At 62.1% G+C, this 14,553-nt stretch carries 21 protein-coding genes and 2 pseudogenes; 9 read left to right on the forward strand and 14 right to left on the reverse strand.

Annotated elements, in window-relative coordinates:
* Nucleotides 1–248: hypothetical protein (locus tag ACSSV8_RS17060; protein WP_454283261.1), on the forward strand; the 248-nt coding region annotated here is incomplete at its 5' end.
* Between the two features lie 176 nt (nucleotides 249–424).
* On the opposite strand, the gene ACSSV8_RS17065 is transcribed toward ACSSV8_RS17060, so the two are convergent.
* From ACSSV8_RS17065 to ACSSV8_RS17100, 8 genes are all read right to left on the reverse strand, one after another.
* The gene (locus ACSSV8_RS17065; protein WP_354539854.1) at nucleotides 425–1,468 is read right to left on the reverse strand and encodes a patatin-like phospholipase family protein; all 1,044 of its coding nucleotides are present in this window, start codon (nucleotides 1,466–1,468) and stop codon (nucleotides 425–427) included.
* A gap of 42 nt (nucleotides 1,469–1,510) precedes the next feature.
* The gene (locus ACSSV8_RS17070) at nucleotides 1,511–2,254 is read right to left on the reverse strand and encodes an acetoacetate decarboxylase (protein WP_354539855.1); all 744 of its coding nucleotides are present in this window, start codon (nucleotides 2,252–2,254) and stop codon (nucleotides 1,511–1,513) included.
* Between the two features lie 198 nt (nucleotides 2,255–2,452).
* Nucleotides 2,453–2,710, reverse strand: coding sequence for an alpha/beta fold hydrolase (locus tag ACSSV8_RS17075; protein WP_454283262.1), 258 nt, complete (start codon nucleotides 2,708–2,710; stop codon nucleotides 2,453–2,455).
* Between the two features lie 53 nt (nucleotides 2,711–2,763).
* Nucleotides 2,764–3,204 carry a DUF6789 family protein gene (locus tag ACSSV8_RS17080; RefSeq protein WP_354539857.1) on the reverse strand — a complete coding sequence of 147 codons (441 nt, stop codon included), beginning with the start codon at nucleotides 3,202–3,204 and terminating at the stop codon, nucleotides 2,764–2,766.
* Between the two features lie 160 nt (nucleotides 3,205–3,364).
* A complete protein-coding gene (locus tag ACSSV8_RS17085; protein WP_454283263.1) occupies nucleotides 3,365–3,538 on the reverse strand; it encodes a CsbD family protein in 174 nt (57 codons plus the stop codon).
* A 2-nt stretch (nucleotides 3,539–3,540) separates the two neighbouring features.
* The gene (locus tag ACSSV8_RS17090; protein WP_354539859.1) at nucleotides 3,541–3,699 is read right to left on the reverse strand and encodes a hypothetical protein; all 159 of its coding nucleotides are present in this window, start codon (nucleotides 3,697–3,699) and stop codon (nucleotides 3,541–3,543) included.
* 121 nt (nucleotides 3,700–3,820) lie between these two features.
* Nucleotides 3,821–4,012: a Thivi_2564 family membrane protein gene (locus ACSSV8_RS17095; RefSeq protein WP_354539860.1), complete on the reverse strand. Its 192-nt coding sequence runs from the start codon at nucleotides 4,010–4,012 to the stop codon at nucleotides 3,821–3,823.
* A gap of 95 nt (nucleotides 4,013–4,107) precedes the next feature.
* Complete coding sequence (locus tag ACSSV8_RS17100; protein ID WP_354539861.1) at nucleotides 4,108–4,320, reverse strand: DUF3185 family protein; 213 nt, start codon at nucleotides 4,318–4,320, stop codon at nucleotides 4,108–4,110.
* 177 nt (nucleotides 4,321–4,497) lie between these two features.
* Between ACSSV8_RS17100 and ACSSV8_RS17105 the strand changes: the two genes are divergently transcribed.
* The 3 genes from ACSSV8_RS17105 (at nucleotide 4,498) to ACSSV8_RS17115 (ending at nucleotide 5,440) form a co-directional block, all read left to right on the forward strand.
* Nucleotides 4,498–4,683, forward strand: a complete 186-nt coding sequence (locus tag ACSSV8_RS17105; protein WP_354539862.1) for a hypothetical protein — start codon at nucleotides 4,498–4,500, stop codon at nucleotides 4,681–4,683.
* Nucleotides 4,684–4,771: 88 nt separating this feature from the next.
* Nucleotides 4,772–5,047 carry a glycine zipper domain-containing protein gene (locus tag ACSSV8_RS17110; protein WP_354539863.1) on the forward strand — a complete coding sequence of 92 codons (276 nt, stop codon included), beginning with the start codon at nucleotides 4,772–4,774 and terminating at the stop codon, nucleotides 5,045–5,047.
* A 3-nt stretch (nucleotides 5,048–5,050) separates the two neighbouring features.
* Nucleotides 5,051–5,440: a hypothetical protein gene (locus tag ACSSV8_RS17115; protein WP_354539864.1), complete on the forward strand. Its 390-nt coding sequence runs from the start codon at nucleotides 5,051–5,053 to the stop codon at nucleotides 5,438–5,440.
* Between the two features lie 468 nt (nucleotides 5,441–5,908).
* Here the strand turns inward: ACSSV8_RS17115 and ACSSV8_RS17120 are convergent, their stop codons facing one another.
* The gene (locus ACSSV8_RS17120; protein ID WP_454283264.1) at nucleotides 5,909–6,256 is read right to left on the reverse strand and encodes a hypothetical protein; all 348 of its coding nucleotides are present in this window, start codon (nucleotides 6,254–6,256) and stop codon (nucleotides 5,909–5,911) included.
* Nucleotides 6,257–6,386: 130 nt separating this feature from the next.
* Complete coding sequence (locus ACSSV8_RS17125; RefSeq protein ID WP_454283265.1) at nucleotides 6,387–6,908, reverse strand: hypothetical protein; 522 nt, start codon at nucleotides 6,906–6,908, stop codon at nucleotides 6,387–6,389.
* Nucleotides 6,909–7,370: 462 nt separating this feature from the next.
* On the opposite strand from ACSSV8_RS17125, the gene ACSSV8_RS17130 reads away from it, so the two are divergent.
* Entirely contained in the window at nucleotides 7,371–9,176 is a 1,806-nt protein-coding gene (locus ACSSV8_RS17130; protein WP_454283266.1) for an OmpA family protein, read from the forward strand.
* 119 nt (nucleotides 9,177–9,295) lie between these two features.
* On the opposite strand, the gene ACSSV8_RS17135 is transcribed toward ACSSV8_RS17130, so the two are convergent.
* Nucleotides 9,296–10,501 (reverse strand): AI-2E family transporter, encoded by a 1,206-nt coding sequence (locus ACSSV8_RS17135; protein WP_454283267.1) that lies wholly within the window; start codon nucleotides 10,499–10,501, stop codon nucleotides 9,296–9,298.
* Between the two features lie 94 nt (nucleotides 10,502–10,595).
* Nucleotides 10,596–10,829 carry a hypothetical protein gene (locus tag ACSSV8_RS17140; protein ID WP_454283268.1) on the reverse strand — a complete coding sequence of 78 codons (234 nt, stop codon included), beginning with the start codon at nucleotides 10,827–10,829 and terminating at the stop codon, nucleotides 10,596–10,598.
* Nucleotides 10,830–10,988: 159 nt separating this feature from the next.
* Between ACSSV8_RS17140 and ACSSV8_RS17145 the strand changes: the two genes are divergently transcribed.
* The gene (locus ACSSV8_RS17145) at nucleotides 10,989–11,732 is read left to right on the forward strand and encodes a Crp/Fnr family transcriptional regulator (protein ID WP_454283269.1); all 744 of its coding nucleotides are present in this window, start codon (nucleotides 10,989–10,991) and stop codon (nucleotides 11,730–11,732) included.
* A gap of 53 nt (nucleotides 11,733–11,785) precedes the next feature.
* Here the strand turns inward: ACSSV8_RS17145 and ACSSV8_RS17150 are convergent, their stop codons facing one another.
* Nucleotides 11,786–11,980: a hypothetical protein gene (locus ACSSV8_RS17150; protein ID WP_454283270.1), complete on the reverse strand. Its 195-nt coding sequence runs from the start codon at nucleotides 11,978–11,980 to the stop codon at nucleotides 11,786–11,788.
* A 361-nt stretch (nucleotides 11,981–12,341) separates the two neighbouring features.
* A pseudogene (locus ACSSV8_RS17155) lies at nucleotides 12,342–13,082 on the reverse strand (hypothetical protein); the annotation flags it as partial.
* Here ACSSV8_RS17155 and ACSSV8_RS17160 point away from each other — a divergent pair.
* From ACSSV8_RS17160 to ACSSV8_RS17170, 3 genes and pseudogenes are all read left to right on the forward strand, one after another.
* Nucleotides 13,077–13,492: pseudogene (locus ACSSV8_RS17160) on the forward strand (DUF6927 domain-containing protein); the annotation flags it as partial. The pseudogenes ACSSV8_RS17155 and ACSSV8_RS17160 sit on opposite strands and share 6 nt — an antisense overlap.
* Nucleotides 13,416–13,943, forward strand: coding sequence for a type II toxin-antitoxin system PrlF family antitoxin (locus tag ACSSV8_RS17165; RefSeq protein WP_454283271.1), 528 nt, complete (start codon nucleotides 13,416–13,418; stop codon nucleotides 13,941–13,943). The pseudogene ACSSV8_RS17160 and the gene ACSSV8_RS17165, both read left to right, overlap by 77 nt.
* Nucleotides 13,940–14,458: a type II toxin-antitoxin system YhaV family toxin gene (locus ACSSV8_RS17170; RefSeq protein ID WP_454283272.1), complete on the forward strand. Its 519-nt coding sequence runs from the start codon at nucleotides 13,940–13,942 to the stop codon at nucleotides 14,456–14,458. Before ACSSV8_RS17165 ends, ACSSV8_RS17170 begins: the two co-directional genes overlap by 4 nt.
* Nucleotides 14,459–14,553: the final 95 nt, after the last annotated feature.

Raw genomic sequence — 14,553 nt, forward strand, 5'->3', positions numbered from 1 at the left:
TGATCTCCTTGGCGGTGCCAGCCGCCGGTTGGGTGGGTTTCGTTCACCCGGAGATTACGCCACCTTCAAATTTCCACCACCTTCGCGACACGACCGCGCGCAAGGCTGGGGGCGTTTTACCCGAGAGCATAGTCATCTCGGCTTCCAACCGCGCTGACCGCGCCTCGTTTCGCGTTGCCGTTAACGACGAGACAGAACGCTTTGGCAGCCCTTTTGTTCCCAAAATCTTACCCATAAATATGAGATGACCGAGCTAACAACATGACTTTAAAGGTTTTAGCTGACCCAGCCCGCTAAAGCACTGTTTCAGCATTATGGGCAACGATATCGCAGTTAAGGCGAAAATATCATATTTAATGGCAAAGGGACGGCATTGTTTTTATTGGATTATCTACTTCAGATTTAACAGCAACGCGACAACGACTTATCCCTGATGCTGGCCGCCGATGCCCTCGAACATCTCACGCAGATCGACCGTGCCGCGCTCGCCGATGAACGGAAACGTCTCGTCGAGCCAGCGCGCGGCCGTCTCGCGGCCCATGTCGCGCAGCTTGGTCAGGAATGCCCATTCGGTGTTCATCTTCGACGACGCCCCCAGCGGATTCATCTCCGCCTGGTTCTCGATGATGTGCACCCGCACCTGCCGGTAATCGTCCCTGGACAGCTTGCCCTCGCGGATCAGCCGGTCAACGAAGTCGATGGCGCGCAATTCCTTCAGCAGGCTGCCGTTGAAGCTGATCTCGTTCATCCGGTTCTGGATGTCCTGCGGCGTTTTGGGGGTGCCCTCGCGCTCGATCGGGTTGATCTGGATCACCACGATGTCATCGGTGCCGGTCTGGCCGTGGAACGGAAAGAGTGCCGGGTTGCCCATGTAGCCACCATCCCAGTAGGGCACGCCCTCGATCTCGACCGCCTGGAACATCGTCGGCAGGCAGGTCGAGGCCATGACCATATCGGCCGTCAGTTCCTCGCGCGGGAAGACCTTGACCTTGCCCGTCTTTACATTGGTGGCCGAGATATAGAGCCTGAAGGCCGTGCAGTTGCGCACCATCTCGAAGTCGATGCTTTCCTCCAGCAAATCGCGCAGCGGGTTGAGGTTCATCGGGTTGAGCTGATAGGGCGAGGCCAGCCGCGTCAGCGCATCCATCGCGTGATAGACCGGGTTGTGTTCCAGCCCCCAATAGCCGGTGAGCTTGTCATAAATCGTGCGTTTCAGCGGGCTGTTCCTGGCACCCTCGCTCATGCAGCGCCAGAAATGATCGAGGGCGGCGCGCGCGCCGTCCGGCCCGTCGCGGGTATAGCCGTCAGCGAGGGCCACGGCATTCATTGCGCCCGCCGAGGTGCCGGAGACACCGGCAATGGCGAGCCGACCGTCTTCGAGAATGCCGTCGAGCACTCCCCAGGTGAAGGCACCGTGCGCACCGCCCCCCTGCAGGGCGAGGTTCACGAGTTTGGGTTTGGTCGCCATCGGATTGGTCCTTTCAGGACAGACGGGGCCCGCCAGAGCGCTTCAGGCAAGATAGTCGTGCACGACGCGGCCATAGGGCAGTGACAGGTCGGCGATGATGTGCTGGCCCTCGATCACGCGGCGCACCGGCAGGTCCGCGACCGGCGCGTTGACATGCGGCACCAGATGCAGGCGGGCGCGGCCACGCCAGAATCCCTTGATGGTGATATTGATCATCTCGAAGGCGACCAGTTCGGCGACACGCGGTTTGCCGGTCACGCAGGGGATCAGCTTGAGGTTGACGGCGGTCTTGGCCAGCTTCGCCGCGCAGTCGGCAGGGTCGTCGCACATGGTCTCGTGCTTGTAGACCATGGTGCCCATGGCCACGCGCTGCCCGGCATAGGCCAGCGTTCCGGTCAGCGTGTCCCGCTCCACCCGCAGGTCCGGCTCGCCCCAGCGTTTGGGAAAGCCCCAGATCTCGCGCCCCGCCGTGATCGGCGGCTCGTCGTTGAGAAACATCATCGCGGTGTAATTGACCGGCTTGCCATCCAGCAGGCAGGGAATCACGACACCCGATTCCTGATAGGCCCCGAAACCGGAGCTGTCGGGCATGTCGATCCACTCATAGACCACCGTGCCTGATCCGTCAGGCTCCAGCGGTTCGGGCACCATGGCGCGGATCGCGTCCGGGTCGCTCTCGTAGATGATGTTGAAATATTGCCGGTTGATGAACCGATACGGGCCATGCGGATAGCTCGGGTTGCCCGGCGGCATTCCGGCGAGGGAGAGGATTTCATCTCTGGTCATGCGTGGGTTTTCCTTGTCGCGGTGCGATCGTTCGGGTGGCTCGGGTCAGCCCACCCGCCAGCCGTGGCTGACGACGACGCGTTGCCCGGTCAACGCGTTGCTGGGGAAGCTGGCAAGAAAGAGCGCCGTCTGCGCGACATCCTCCAAAACCGTGAATTCCGTGCCTTGGCGAAAGTATAGGAGATTTCCAGCCCGATGCTACCGGCACTCCCGGTGATGATGCAGATCGTTTCGGAGAGAGACATGCATCGCCCCCATGATGGTTGGCTGTCCGGGCCGAGATGGTCCGGACACCCGACGGGACTTTGCCAGTTCCGGGATCACCTTGCGCCACAGAAGGCTCGATGTCGGGATGCCGTGCAGCAGGACAAGGGGCGGGCCCGCGCCCTCGTCGAGATAGGCGATGCGGTGGCCTTCGACCATCGCGAAACGGTGGGTCGGGTTGGGGTGTGTCATCGGACCGCCCTTTCGTGTTTCATGGGGGCAGACGGCATCGGTGCCCGGAACGTTCACGCTGTCACGGGATAATAGCTGCGCAGCGCCGCGTAACTTGCCCCGAGCGCTGCGCCGAAGATCGCGTGCAGCATCAGCGTTGCAACGGGCACCATCATTCCCGATGGCATCGCCGCGCCAAACAGCCCGCCGCCTGCCATCGGCAGGAGGACCACCATCATGAAAAGCCATCCGGCCAGCCCGAGCACGATCCCCCGGATCACGGCGCTTGATGTCTCGATGTTACCGAACACAAACGCAAAAACGAGGCCGTAGAGCGCCCCTATGACGAAATGTGCGCCCCAGCCCATGGCCAACCCGGCTCCCATCATGCCGTCAATCATGCCGATCACGTCGAGATCGGGCATCAGCCCCATCATCCCCTTGAGCAGCATCAGCAGGGACAGGATCGCGGTGGCGATCAGCCCGGCGAGTATTCCGGCGATAGGTCTGGTCACTTTGTCATCCTTTGGTGATGGGGGGCGGGACAGGCAGGGTAGGTAGTCGGTTCAGGGCCTTGCGAACATTCGCCCGGGTCGCATGCCAAAAGGCACCGTGTCGGGCGGAGGGCCGCACGGCTGGCGATAGATTGCGAAGAGGGCGGGTTGGGTGAGGACATCACTTTTTTCGGATCGCATCCTTCACGCCGCCCACGGCGTTCTGGGCCTTGCCGACCTGTTCTTCGACAGCGCCCTCGATGCGCATCTTTCGATCGCCGAGCAAGCGACCGAAGAAACGCCGGATCGCGCCGCTGATCTGTTTTGCCGATCCGTCGATCCGGTCCTTGTCCAATGTCAGTATCCCTTGTTCTTCACGGCGGACTCGGTTACCGCATCCGCGCCGGCCGATACGTCCCGACCGATGCCCGCGGTCGTGTTGCAGGCTTGAAGCGAAAGTGACGCAGCCAGAACGGTTGCAATCATCGTCACCGTGGCAATCCTTGGCGTCTTCATGTTGTTTCTCCTGATGCCGGGATACGAGCGGCGAATGCCGCGATCTCTTCGATCCTCAATACCCTTCCTACGGAAGGACGGCACTTACCTGCATCAGTTCAGAAATGCGCGTTCTCTTGTGTCAGCCACCGACCCGAATCGCGCCCAGATCACCCAGAAGACCAAAGCCTTGCAACAGCCACACGACCACCAGGATCACGACGACCACGTTCAGGATCGACTTGATCTTGCGGTCCATCGGCAAGTAGGTGTTGATTGCCCAGAGGGCGACGCCGACGACGACAAGCGTGACGATCAGATTGAGTAATGACATGAATGGTTTCCTTGTGTTGTGCCCATGGGCGTGGGTCGGCGGAGCGACCGGGCGAAGCCTGTGACTGCATGCACTCCGATGCATCGGCGCTCGGATCAGGAGCGAACAAGGCCCCGCAAGAACAGCGCGCCCCCCGCGACGACACCGATCAGGCCGACGATCATGAACCACATCGTGTTTCCCGTGAATCGACCGGTCATCACCTCGGATAGCTGATCCGCCGGAGCGTTGCTTCCCCTCCAGGCGAAGAGAAGCAGCACGGCACCGACGACAAGCGCAACGAGGCCGATGATTTTCGACTGTGTCATTATGTGATCTCCAGAGACGGGTCTCTCCCCGCAAGAATGTGCTTCGGGAGGGGCAAGGGCCCGACCGTTGGCCGCCGTGAGATGCAGCGGCGAGCGCGCAGTATGGCGGTTTCCCGTGCGACGGCACTCACATGGATCAGTCTCTCCGGGAACCGCCCGCGCCGTCACAGACACTTCGTGAACCTGATTGCGCCGATACTGATCCATGTTGTTCCGCCTTTTGGGCGGGGTGATACATTGCTCGAAGGGACGCCAATTTCGGCGATCCGGGAATGGACAGGCATCGCGATGAACCGGCTGATCTACATCATCGGACTGATTGTGGTCATCGTATTTGTCATGGGGTTTCTGGGATTGCGCTGAGTGCAACGGCCAGTCCGAGGGCATCCGACCATGCCGAAGTGAACCACGGCACGACCCGTGGTACCCGCCCCACGTCTGGAGACCTGTTATGAGCACATCCGCCCCCCTGAACACCAAGACCGCGCTGCCCGAGCACGACATCGCCCAGCAGATCGAGACCTTGCGCGCCGATCTTGCGCGATTGACCGCCATGATCTCCGAAGACGTGTCCGACGGAATCGAAACCGCCGGACGCAAGATCGGCCAGACCGGTCGGGACGCACAGGCGACAGCCACCAATGCGGTGCTTGGTCATCCGTTGACCGCAATCGGTATCGCCGCCGGTATCGGCCTCTTGCTTGGCTTGGTCGCGCGAAAGGGCTGATCCGTGACCGGCCTTCCGCTCCTTGCGCCGCTGCGTGATTTCCTTGTGGCCCGAACCGGCGCTGCCGCCGTCCGGGCGGCGATGGCGGCCGTGACGGCCGCGCTGGTTGTTCTGGCGGCGCTGCTTCTGCTCGCATCGGGTCTGGCCGCGCTGACCGATCGGTTCGGTTTTCCGGTTGCGGCACTCTTGGGGGCGATACTCGTGGCGATGCTGGCTTTCGCGATGCATCTGATCGGGCGTGCGCTTGTGGCCCGACGGAAGGCACGGGTTGTCGAGGCGCGCTCCCGAACAGAGGCCGATATCGCCCTGGCAATAGCGCTGACCCGGTCAGCCCGTCCACTCCTGCCGCTCGTGGCCTTTCTCGCGGCCTTCATTCTGGCGCGCCGGTCCTGACCGGCCCCCGCGATGGTCCCTGCACTGATCCAGGTTAGTGCCGGGGCCGTCGCGCCAGATCAAGCTGTTGGTGAGTGATGCGCTTTTCCGGGCGGGCGGACAGACGGCTCGCGCACCCGGAGGCATCCTAGAGAAGGTATTCGGCACGGGACCGGGCCGCACTGTGCAAAGCTCGGCCCCGCGCCGGATGGCCCCGCCGCTTTTTACCTCGTGCGGCGGGGCCACGAGTCCATGACCGGCACGCAAGATCGCCGCATCCGCTGCAATGGTCATTTCATGATAGGCCGTCCCGCGTGTCCCTTCAAACGTGCGGCCAGCACAGGAAGCTGTGAGGCGGGCACACCAGACCGGGCTGACAGTGCCACGGATCGACATTCGCGCGGCTGATCCAGGTTAGGGGGCGTGCCCGTGTGTGAGGCCGCTTCAACGTCCGTGCAACGCGCGGCGAAGGGCGCAGAGGTGCCGAGGTCAGGACGACGGCGTTTGCTGGTGCATGATCCGCAGCCATGTGCCGGCATCGTTGAAATAGGTCGATGTACAAAGCGCCTCATGGATCGGGGTGTCGTCGCGTTCGGCGGACACGTGATAGGCCAGAACGGCCACGTTCTTTTCCCGGGCAAAGCACCGTTCCGAGAAAACCACCGAACGCCAGCGCTGTGCGATCTGGCGTTCCCGCCAGACGGTATTGCCCTGCAGAATGCCCACCGGATATGGAAAGACAAAGACCGCGTCTTTGGTCGTCATCAGCCGGGCGCTGTCGGCACCTTCCGTCCAGAACCGCTCTTCCATGGCCCAGATCGTGTCTTCATCTGTCATGGTTCAATCCTTCATCGTGCTTTCCATTGCAGCAGATGGCCCCTGCGCCGGTCGTTGCTGTCGGAAACCTGTCCCGAGTGTGAAAAACCGCCGGTCCGACATTTGGCGGACCGGCGGTTCATGTCAGCGATTATTCCTCGATACGCTCGACGATCGCCGTGGCGTAGGCGTCGATCAGGGCATTGTAGAAATCGTCCTGCGACGGCGCCACCACGACCCAGTCATCGGGAACCTTGCGCTCTCCGCTGACTGCCGTCATGCGGAGGGGATAGCTCCCAGTCAGAGCATCCGGGGTTCCTGCCCTGGAATTCGAAACGGCATTGTTTGTTCCCGCATGGGTGGTCACGGTCCCCTCGAGCGTGTTGAATTCGCCCGAATCCGGCAGCACCGTATCACCGTCGATCGAAACCTTGTTGATCTCGACCGAGATCCGCGGCGCGTCGGCCTTGTCATCAATGGTGAGTTTCGAGGCGATGGCCGTGGCAAGATCCTCGTCCAGAGACGGCCAGAACTTGAGGACATTGTTGTCTTCATAGGCGGTCAGGTTGGATGTGACCTCGAGGCCGGAAAGGGTTTTTTCCAACGCGGCCAGCGGGCCCGCGGCGGCCAGTGCGAAGACGCCGCAAAGGACGGTGGTCTTGAGAAGAGTCATTTTGGGTATCCTTGGATTTGCCATCATCGTTGGGTGCTCGTGCGCCGCCTTGACGGAAGGTCGCGCGGCCCCTGTCTGAATGTGAAGTGTGAAAGTCTGCGGACGTCATGTCGATTTGTCCGCTCGGTCGTTGCTTGTCGCAGGAAATACGCCCCTCGGCACTTACCTGCATCAGCGTGCCGACACCGTTTTTGATCTAGGAGTTGCGCAGTTGAAAACTCAGATCGCGGAACCGCCTGTAGGAAATACGAGGCATCGTATTTGCCCCGGTCCCGCGCAGGAGCGGCCTGAGATATCGCCGTAGCATATCATGGGAAAGCCAATGAAATTCGAGTGTGGGTGTCATAGCCGCGTCCCATGAGATGATCGCGCTCGTTACCCGACCGCTGTCAAGTTGCCGAAATGATATCCGCGACACTAATTCTGACCGCAGATTGCTGCGCCATTCGAGAGGAAAACAACATGACGAATAATTCTCTGAAATCAACCACCGCAATTCTTACCATCATGTCCTTGTTGCAGCCGGGACCTCTGCTGGCGCAATCCAATTCCAACGCAAATGAAAACGCCGCAGGTGCCGAAGCGCTCACTGAGATCATAGCTGAGACTGACGCCTTGGCAGACGCAGTGACCACCAGGATTCAGGCCGAGGTCGACGCTGCGGCGGTGGCGCTCGCGGCTGAGGGAGAGGCCGCCAGGGTTCAGGCTGCGGCGGACGCTCAGGCCGAGACGGATGCCGCCGCCAAGGCTGCGGCCCTTGCCGCGGCTGAGGCAGAGGCGCTCAAGGCAGAAGCAGAGGCCGCCAGGGTTAAGGCTACGGCGGACGCTCAGGCCGAGACGGATGCCGCCGCCAAGGCTACGGCCCTTGCCACGGCTGAGGCAGAGGCGCTCAAGGCAGAAGCCGAGGCCGCCAGGGTTCAGGCTGCGGCGGACGCTCAGGCCGAGACGGATGCCGCCGCCAAGGCTGCGGCCGTGGCACAAGCCGATGCAGCGGCGGCGGCAGCGGCAGCCGAGGCTCAGGCGGTAGGGGATGCTGCGGCAGAGGCTGAGGCCGTAGCACAAGCCAAGGCAGAGGCGGCAGCGGTAGCGGCAGAAGAAGCCGCGGCTCTGGCTGCGGCGGACGCGAAGGCCTCGGAAGAACAAAAGACCGAATCCGCGACACCCGATCAGGGCGTTATCGAAACACTGACCGGTGCGCCGCTTGAAGCGCTGGCCACAGCGGCGGATACCGAAACCCCGGGTGACGTGACAACCGAGACCGTCACGGAGCAGACAAGCCGCGCGAGCAGTGAAGAATTCGAGGAATGGCGCCCTGAGAATCAGGGCGGCACCACAACCCAACAGAGTGTTGCGCAAAACTCGAAATCCAGGAACGGAATGAGCGATTTGCAAAAGGCCGGTCTGGTGGCGCTTGGTGCGGTCGTGGTGGGCGCGATCCTGTTGAACGGTCAGCGTGTAGCAGCGAATACCGGCGACCGGGTTGTTGTGGTTGATGATGACAACGATTACCGGATCCTCAAGGACGATGACGCGTTGCTGCGCCAGCCCGGTTCGGAGGTCCGCACGCAGCGGTTCAGCGATGGCTCCACGCGCACCAATGTCCTGCGCAGCGATGGCACCGAGATCGTCACCATCCGCGATTCCGACGGGCGTGTTCTGAGACGCGTTCTGATCGAGACGGACGGGCGCGAATATGTGCTGTTCGACGACACCCAGACCTTTGCGCCGGTGGTGGTGCGCGACCTGCCCAAGCCAGCCGTTGACACGTTCGACTATCAGGCGGCCAGCGACGGCGAGAGCCTGCGTGCGGCCCTGCTTGCTGCCGACCGGCGCGACATCGGTCGCAGTTTCAGCCTGCAACAGGTGCGCGACATCAGTGAAGTGCGACAGTTGAGCCCCGAGATCAACCTTCGGAATGTCACTTTTGCCACCGCCTCATCCGCGATCCAGCCCTCGCAGGCCGAGCAATTGCGCCAGATGGGCATGCTGATGCGTGACATCATTGCTGAGGATCCGACCGAACTGTTTCTGATCGAAGGCTATACCGATGCGATCGGAGAGCCGGGTTACAACCTGCTGCTGTCTGACCGGCGCGCTGAATCCGTCGCGCTCGCCTTCAACGAGTATTTCGATGTGCCGACCGAGAACATGGTCGTGCAGGGATATGGCGAACGCTTCCTGAAAATCCGGACGCAGCAGGCCGAACGGGTCAACCGCCGCGTCGCCGTCCGCCGGATCACGACGCTCATGCGGCAAAGCGGGCAGTGACATGGCGGCGTCTCGTTCTGCAACCCTCATGCAGGCCAATGAGATGTATCGTTCACCGGCAGGCGTCAGCTTCGCGTTCCGCATGAGCAGACGACATCAGGAGAGCTTCGCAGTCCGTGTCACTCCGTCTGGTTCCGGTTGTTCTGCTGGTATCGGGACGGTGGGGGCCGCCCAGCCGAGTTGAGCCGTCGCACGAAGGCCGCAGCGACAATCAACGCCGGTGTGGCGATCAGCGCACCTGCGGCACCCCAGAGCCAGGCACCCGAAGCGATGGCCACGAAAATGGCGATAGGTGCCATTCGAATGCGCGCCCCCACGATCATGGGTGTGATCACATTGGCCTCAATCGCGTTCAGCGCCACGACCACGGCAAAGGGCAATAAGGCGACGACCGGATCGTTGAAGGAAACGATGCCGACCGCAAGCGTGACCACCGCGAGGACGGCAACGCCGATAATGGGCATGAAGTTTGCGAGCGCAGCAGCGACACCCCAGAGAGGCGCATGCGTCATGCCGATCAGATGGAACGCCGCCGCAACCAAGACCCCAAGGCCGAGGTTGACAACCGTGATGGCCAGAAGGTAGCGCGCGACATTCGTCCGAACATCGCGCATCGCCCGGCCAACCGCCCGGCGCGTCGATGCCTGCGAAATCAGCGACAGGCCCTGACGCGCCAGCATGACGCGATCACGCAGCAGAAAAAACGTCAGCATGGCCCACAACAAGGCTCCTGCCGCGACGCCCGGCGCCGCGATGGCCCAATCGGCCAGCAGCCGCTGCCCTCCGTCCACCAGCTTGTCCACGGCGTCGTCGCCCGTGGCTTTTCCGTCGTTGGTATCCAATGGGGGAGGATTGTCGGGATTCGTGACCAGGCTCCTTTCCACCACCACAGGAAACCCGCGTTCCGACAACGGCGACAGGTCCGAAATGAGCTGGCGGGCGCGCACTTCCGCCTTGCGCAGAATCTCCGGCCCGCTCGTGGTCAGGGCCTCTGCCGAGGGCGCGAACGCATAGACCGTGGCCGCCATCCCAACCAGAAGGCCGCCGACAACAACAGCCGCGCAGAGAGAGCCGGGCGCGCCCGTGCGTTCCAGCCATCGGACCGCTGGCGCAAGAGCGATTGCGCAGAGCAGCGCCAGAACCGTGGGAACGGCGATCAGACTGGCTGCATCCAGAGCGGCCAGGGTCATCAGCCCGGCGATGATTCCGAGAAACGCCGTCTGCAACGTGCCAAGCCCGAGCGTGGAGAACCATCCCCCGCTCCCGAATGCCTTGGGCTTCGGACTTGATGCAATGCATGCAAGTTTCGGGTGGTCATCTGCCATTTTGTGCGCCGACCTTTCTGGTGGGCGACGTCATCAAGGGGCTGTCGGAGGATCGGGGAAGATCATGAGTCTCGCACTCGCGGCTTGGGTGGGGTCAGCGTCGACGCACGGAGTTGCCGCCGGCCAGAATGCCTTTGATCAGCACAACCACCGCCGCGTGCAGCGCATCCTGATCGCCTGCCGGTGCGTTTTCGTGCGCGGCCGCCGCATCTTTCAGAATGCCGACGATCTCCTGTTCGGGCAGGATCTTGCGATCATTGAGGGCGAGCAGCAGTGATTCGCAAATGGCCAGCGCAGCGGCTCCGACCGTATCAACGGGTGGGGACATGTCAGGTTCACTTTCAACTCGGGATAGATGCGCGGTTCTCATAAACCCGCATCACCGTGTGATCATAAGCGTCTTCTGTTACTCTGGACTGATGCAAAGCAGCTTTTTCCGCGCATTTTCCGGGTATCCGTATCAGTGAACCCCTCGCCAGGGTTGGCAATGGAAGCGAAAGTAGTGCCCTTGGACAGTCCGTTGACCAGAAAACTCTCGGCGTTCGTCGCCTTGTCCGATGTCGATCTTGAAACGCTCAAGCGATTTCACCGCCAGCGTCGAACTTTTTTGCCCGGGCACGAATTGATCCATGAAGGACAATCCAAGGCATCGGCCTTCATCCTGGCCGAGGGGTGGGCGCTGTCCTACAAGGTGCTGCCCGATGGCGAGCGGCAGATCGTGGATTTCCAGGTTCCGGGTGATTTTATCGGCCTGCGCAGCATCCTCTTCCGCACCGCCGATCACACTATCGAGGCCGCGACGCGCATCGAGGCCTCCGAGGTTCTCGCCTCGGATATTTTCGATGCCTTCGCGCATGCGCCGCGTCTGGCCACCGCCGTTCTGTGGGCGGCGTCCCGGGACGAGGCGATGGTGGTCGAGCATCTGGTGGATGTGGGGCGTCGCAATGCTGTTGAGCGCATGGCGCATTTCCTTCTGGAGCTTGGCGCAAGGCTTACCTTGGTCGGACTGGGGAACAAGGACGGCTATGCCTGTCCGCTGACGCAGTATCACCTTGCCGACGCGCTCGGGCTGAGCGCCGTGCACGTGAACCGGGTGCTGCGTCATCTGCGCGATGACGGCCTCGTCACCTTCCGAAAGGGACAGGTGGTCTTCAACGATATCGACCGGCTCCGGGAACTTGCGGGTTTTGATATCGACTATCTCGACCAGGACGGACCACTCCTTCGCTGACGCGCCACTCCGGCAGATCCCGCCGGAGTGGCACCGTTTCGGTCGAGTGGCGGTTATACCAACGCTTGCTTGGCCGCGTCGAGTTCGCGGTTGCAGTCGCTGTCATTCTTCGCCGTATGCGCCTTTTCGGCCGCGTGAAAGTGCTTCATCGCCGAGTCCTTCTTGGGCCCGGCAGTGGCATTGTCGCAGGCGGCCTTGACGCTCTTCATCTTGTCGGCAGTGTTGGGCGCAGGTGTTTTCGAGTCCATGGAATGGATCCTTTCAAGTGTCTGCACGAATTGACAAAGCTCCCCGCCGGGTCGGGCTGAAGACCGGTTTTGCCCCGGCAGGAAACCTTGTCGGCACTCGTGACAAACGTCCGACGGCGAATGAATTTGCCGTCACCAAGACCCCTACCCGGTTCTCTCTGGCGCAAGGCTGATGCAGGTTGGTGCCGAGGCGATTTCTTGCACCTTGTTTAGCCCGGCAATAAAGGGCAGGGCGCGAGGTTTCACGCGCGCGATCGCCGCGTCCTGCGGGCTCGGCGGAAGATGCCGGTGTGTTCATGATGGCTTTCTCTGCGTCTACTGCTGACTTTTACCGTATATGAAGTGAAGTCTACCGCGGCCTTCAGTTCGCCGCGCTCCACATCCGATACCGCCCCTGCCCGGTCATCTCGCGGATCAGACCACGGGCTTCCATCCAGGCCAAGTTGCGCTGGACGGCGGCGCGGCTGGCGCCGGTCAGGGCCTCGGCCATCGGGGCGGAGATGATGGGCCATTCGGTCAGTACGGCGCGCAAGGCCGGGGGCGTGCGGCCAGAAAGCGATGCCGTCTCGGCCTCTGCCCGCGCTGACCAGGCCTCGATGTCGTCGAGGTGCCGCATTGCGGTCAAACATGCGGTCTCCATCCCCTCAAGCCAACGCGCCAGACGGTCAGCCGCTGGGCCAGCGGCGCGCAGCCCCCCTGCCCCGCCCATGGCCAGAGGTGCAAAGACTGCGCCCTTGCCTTCACTAGCCGCGGTCCGCGCTGCCGTGACGGCCGCTTCCACTCGATCACCCTGCTGCCCGAGGCCCGCGAGGCTCCAGAGGTGAAAGCCCATGCAGGCGCGGGTGATCGGGTGAAGAACGGCGGCTTGTGCCATCAGTTCCAGCCAACCGCCCGCGCGATCCGCGAAGGGTTCTACCTCATCGCCGAGGGTCGCGGGGGCGCGGCGGTCGAGGAATGCGGACAGGTCGACCTCTGGGTCGGGACCGTCTGTCAGACGGCGCACCGCCCAACCGATACGAGCGAGCGCCGCGGTGTCGTCCTGAACTCCGGACAGGCGCATGGAGATCCAGAGCGCCAGCCGATCAGGGCCGATGCGGTCACCCGATATGATGACGGCTGCTGGGGCTACAAGGACATGGAGGAAAGCGCTGGCCCGAACGAGTCTCGCGCTCCCCTTGCGTTGATCGCGCTCCTCTCCGAATTGAAGGACCTCGACAGCTACGCCCAGGACTGGCGCCAGCGCTGCCGGGACTGGGCGTCGATTCCGGACTACCAGGAAAGCGACAAGATCAAGCTCGCGGCCCCTGTGACGCTCACCGATGGCAGCACCTGCCAGATCGTCACCGCGACGCACTACAGGCGGGGTCGGCAGAAACGCCGCTGCTACCGCATCGAGGAAACCGGTGGGCTCGTGCGGCTGTCGAAGGCGACACTCGTGGCTCGGAGGTGCTCAACTCCGCGAAAGGTACTGCCAGCCCGGTGCTGGCGGAGTTCCTGGCGGGGCGAGATTAGGTGCTGCGCCGGACCGTTGATCGACCTGCCGGCGACAGCAGATCCTGCGGCTTGGGTTGACAAGGCAATGCAAATGCATTACCTATTGCAGGCAGCAAAGACCCTTTTCTTTCAGGAGACTGCCATGACCGCGCTCGCACAAGATGTCTCGAAACTCACGGATCGGTATCAGACGACCGTGCCGGCGGGTGTGCGCAAGCAGCTCAAGCTGGGGAAGGGCGACCAGATTCGCTACTGCACCGAGCCGAGTGGCAGGGTCTATATCGAGCCCGTGCGCAGCGACGAGGAAGATCCCGTGCTCGGCGCCTTTCTCGATTTTGTCGAGGCCGATATCAAGGCGCATCCGGACCGCATTCGGGCGTTCGATGGGGCTTTGCATGACCGCCTTGCAGCACTGGTCGGAGACGTTGACGTCGATCTCGATGCGCCGCTATCGCTCGAGGATGAATGAGCGGCGATAGCGTGCCGGCCCAAGCGCCCCTTGTCGTAAACGGATGGTCGGTTTTTGCGCATCCGCTCTTTCTGGACCAGATCGAAGGGCTGACCCTGGAGGTCGAGGCGCGCAAATCGCGCGATCCCAAGACCTGGCGCAAGAAAAATTCCACGAAACGGCTGGCCGCCATCTTCAAGCTGGTCACCGAGGCCATACCGGCAGATCCCGGTGCCGCCGCTTTCCGGCAAGGTGGAACACTCGGCGATCACCGCAAGCACTGGTTTCGGGCAAAATTCTTCCAGCAGTATCGGTTGTTCTACCGGTTCAACAGCGATGCGAAGGTCATCGTGGTGGCCTGGGTGAACGACGACAAGACCCTGCGCGCCTATGGCAGCAAGACGGATGCCTATGCAACATTCAAAGGGATGCTGGAAGATGGCAATCCACCTGACAATTTTGACGCACTCCTGAAAGAAGCGGCGGCGGCGCACAAGCGGTTCGAAACGTCCCTTGAAGCGGTGCCCGATCGGTAAGTGGGCCAGCTTGCTGTGACCCTATGGCATTATCGTTTACGACGCCACGCTGGAAAATGTAGCATCGGTTGATAATATGGTCGGAGAAAGCGCGA

The sequence above is a fragment of the Roseovarius sp. MBR-79 genome (assembly GCF_053628555.1).

What these genes read in the sequence shown, in the direction of transcription:
- ACSSV8_RS17065 (WP_354539854.1), bottom strand. Translation starts at nt 1,468, where the DNA reads ATGGCGACCAAACCCAAACTCGTGAACCTCGCCCTGCAGGGGGGCGGT.
- ACSSV8_RS17070 (WP_354539855.1), bottom strand. Translation starts at nt 2,254, where the DNA reads ATGACCAGAGATGAAATCCTCTCCCTCGCCGGAATGCCGCCGGGCAAC.
- ACSSV8_RS17075 (WP_454283262.1), bottom strand. Translation starts at nt 2,710, where the DNA reads ATGACACACCCCAACCCGACCCACCGTTTCGCGATGGTCGAAGGCCAC.
- ACSSV8_RS17090 (WP_354539859.1), bottom strand. Translation starts at nt 3,699, where the DNA reads ATGAAGACGCCAAGGATTGCCACGGTGACGATGATTGCAACCGTTCTG.
- ACSSV8_RS17095 (WP_354539860.1), bottom strand. Translation starts at nt 4,012, where the DNA reads ATGTCATTACTCAATCTGATCGTCACGCTTGTCGTCGTCGGCGTCGCC.
- ACSSV8_RS17100 (WP_354539861.1), bottom strand. Translation starts at nt 4,320, where the DNA reads ATGACACAGTCGAAAATCATCGGCCTCGTTGCGCTTGTCGTCGGTGCC.
- ACSSV8_RS17110 (WP_354539863.1), top strand. Translation starts at nt 4,772, where the DNA reads ATGAGCACATCCGCCCCCCTGAACACCAAGACCGCGCTGCCCGAGCAC.
- ACSSV8_RS17120 (WP_454283264.1), bottom strand. Translation starts at nt 6,256, where the DNA reads ATGACAGATGAAGACACGATCTGGGCCATGGAAGAGCGGTTCTGGACG.
- ACSSV8_RS17125 (WP_454283265.1), bottom strand. Translation starts at nt 6,908, where the DNA reads ATGACTCTTCTCAAGACCACCGTCCTTTGCGGCGTCTTCGCACTGGCC.
- ACSSV8_RS17130 (WP_454283266.1), top strand. Translation starts at nt 7,371, where the DNA reads ATGACGAATAATTCTCTGAAATCAACCACCGCAATTCTTACCATCATG.
- ACSSV8_RS17135 (WP_454283267.1), bottom strand. Translation starts at nt 10,501, where the DNA reads ATGGCAGATGACCACCCGAAACTTGCATGCATTGCATCAAGTCCGAAG.
- ACSSV8_RS17140 (WP_454283268.1), bottom strand. Translation starts at nt 10,829, where the DNA reads ATGTCCCCACCCGTTGATACGGTCGGAGCCGCTGCGCTGGCCATTTGC.
- ACSSV8_RS17145 (WP_454283269.1), top strand. Translation starts at nt 10,989, where the DNA reads ATGGAAGCGAAAGTAGTGCCCTTGGACAGTCCGTTGACCAGAAAACTC.
- ACSSV8_RS17150 (WP_454283270.1), bottom strand. Translation starts at nt 11,980, where the DNA reads ATGGACTCGAAAACACCTGCGCCCAACACTGCCGACAAGATGAAGAGC.
- ACSSV8_RS17170 (WP_454283272.1), top strand. Translation starts at nt 13,940, where the DNA reads ATGAGCGGCGATAGCGTGCCGGCCCAAGCGCCCCTTGTCGTAAACGGA.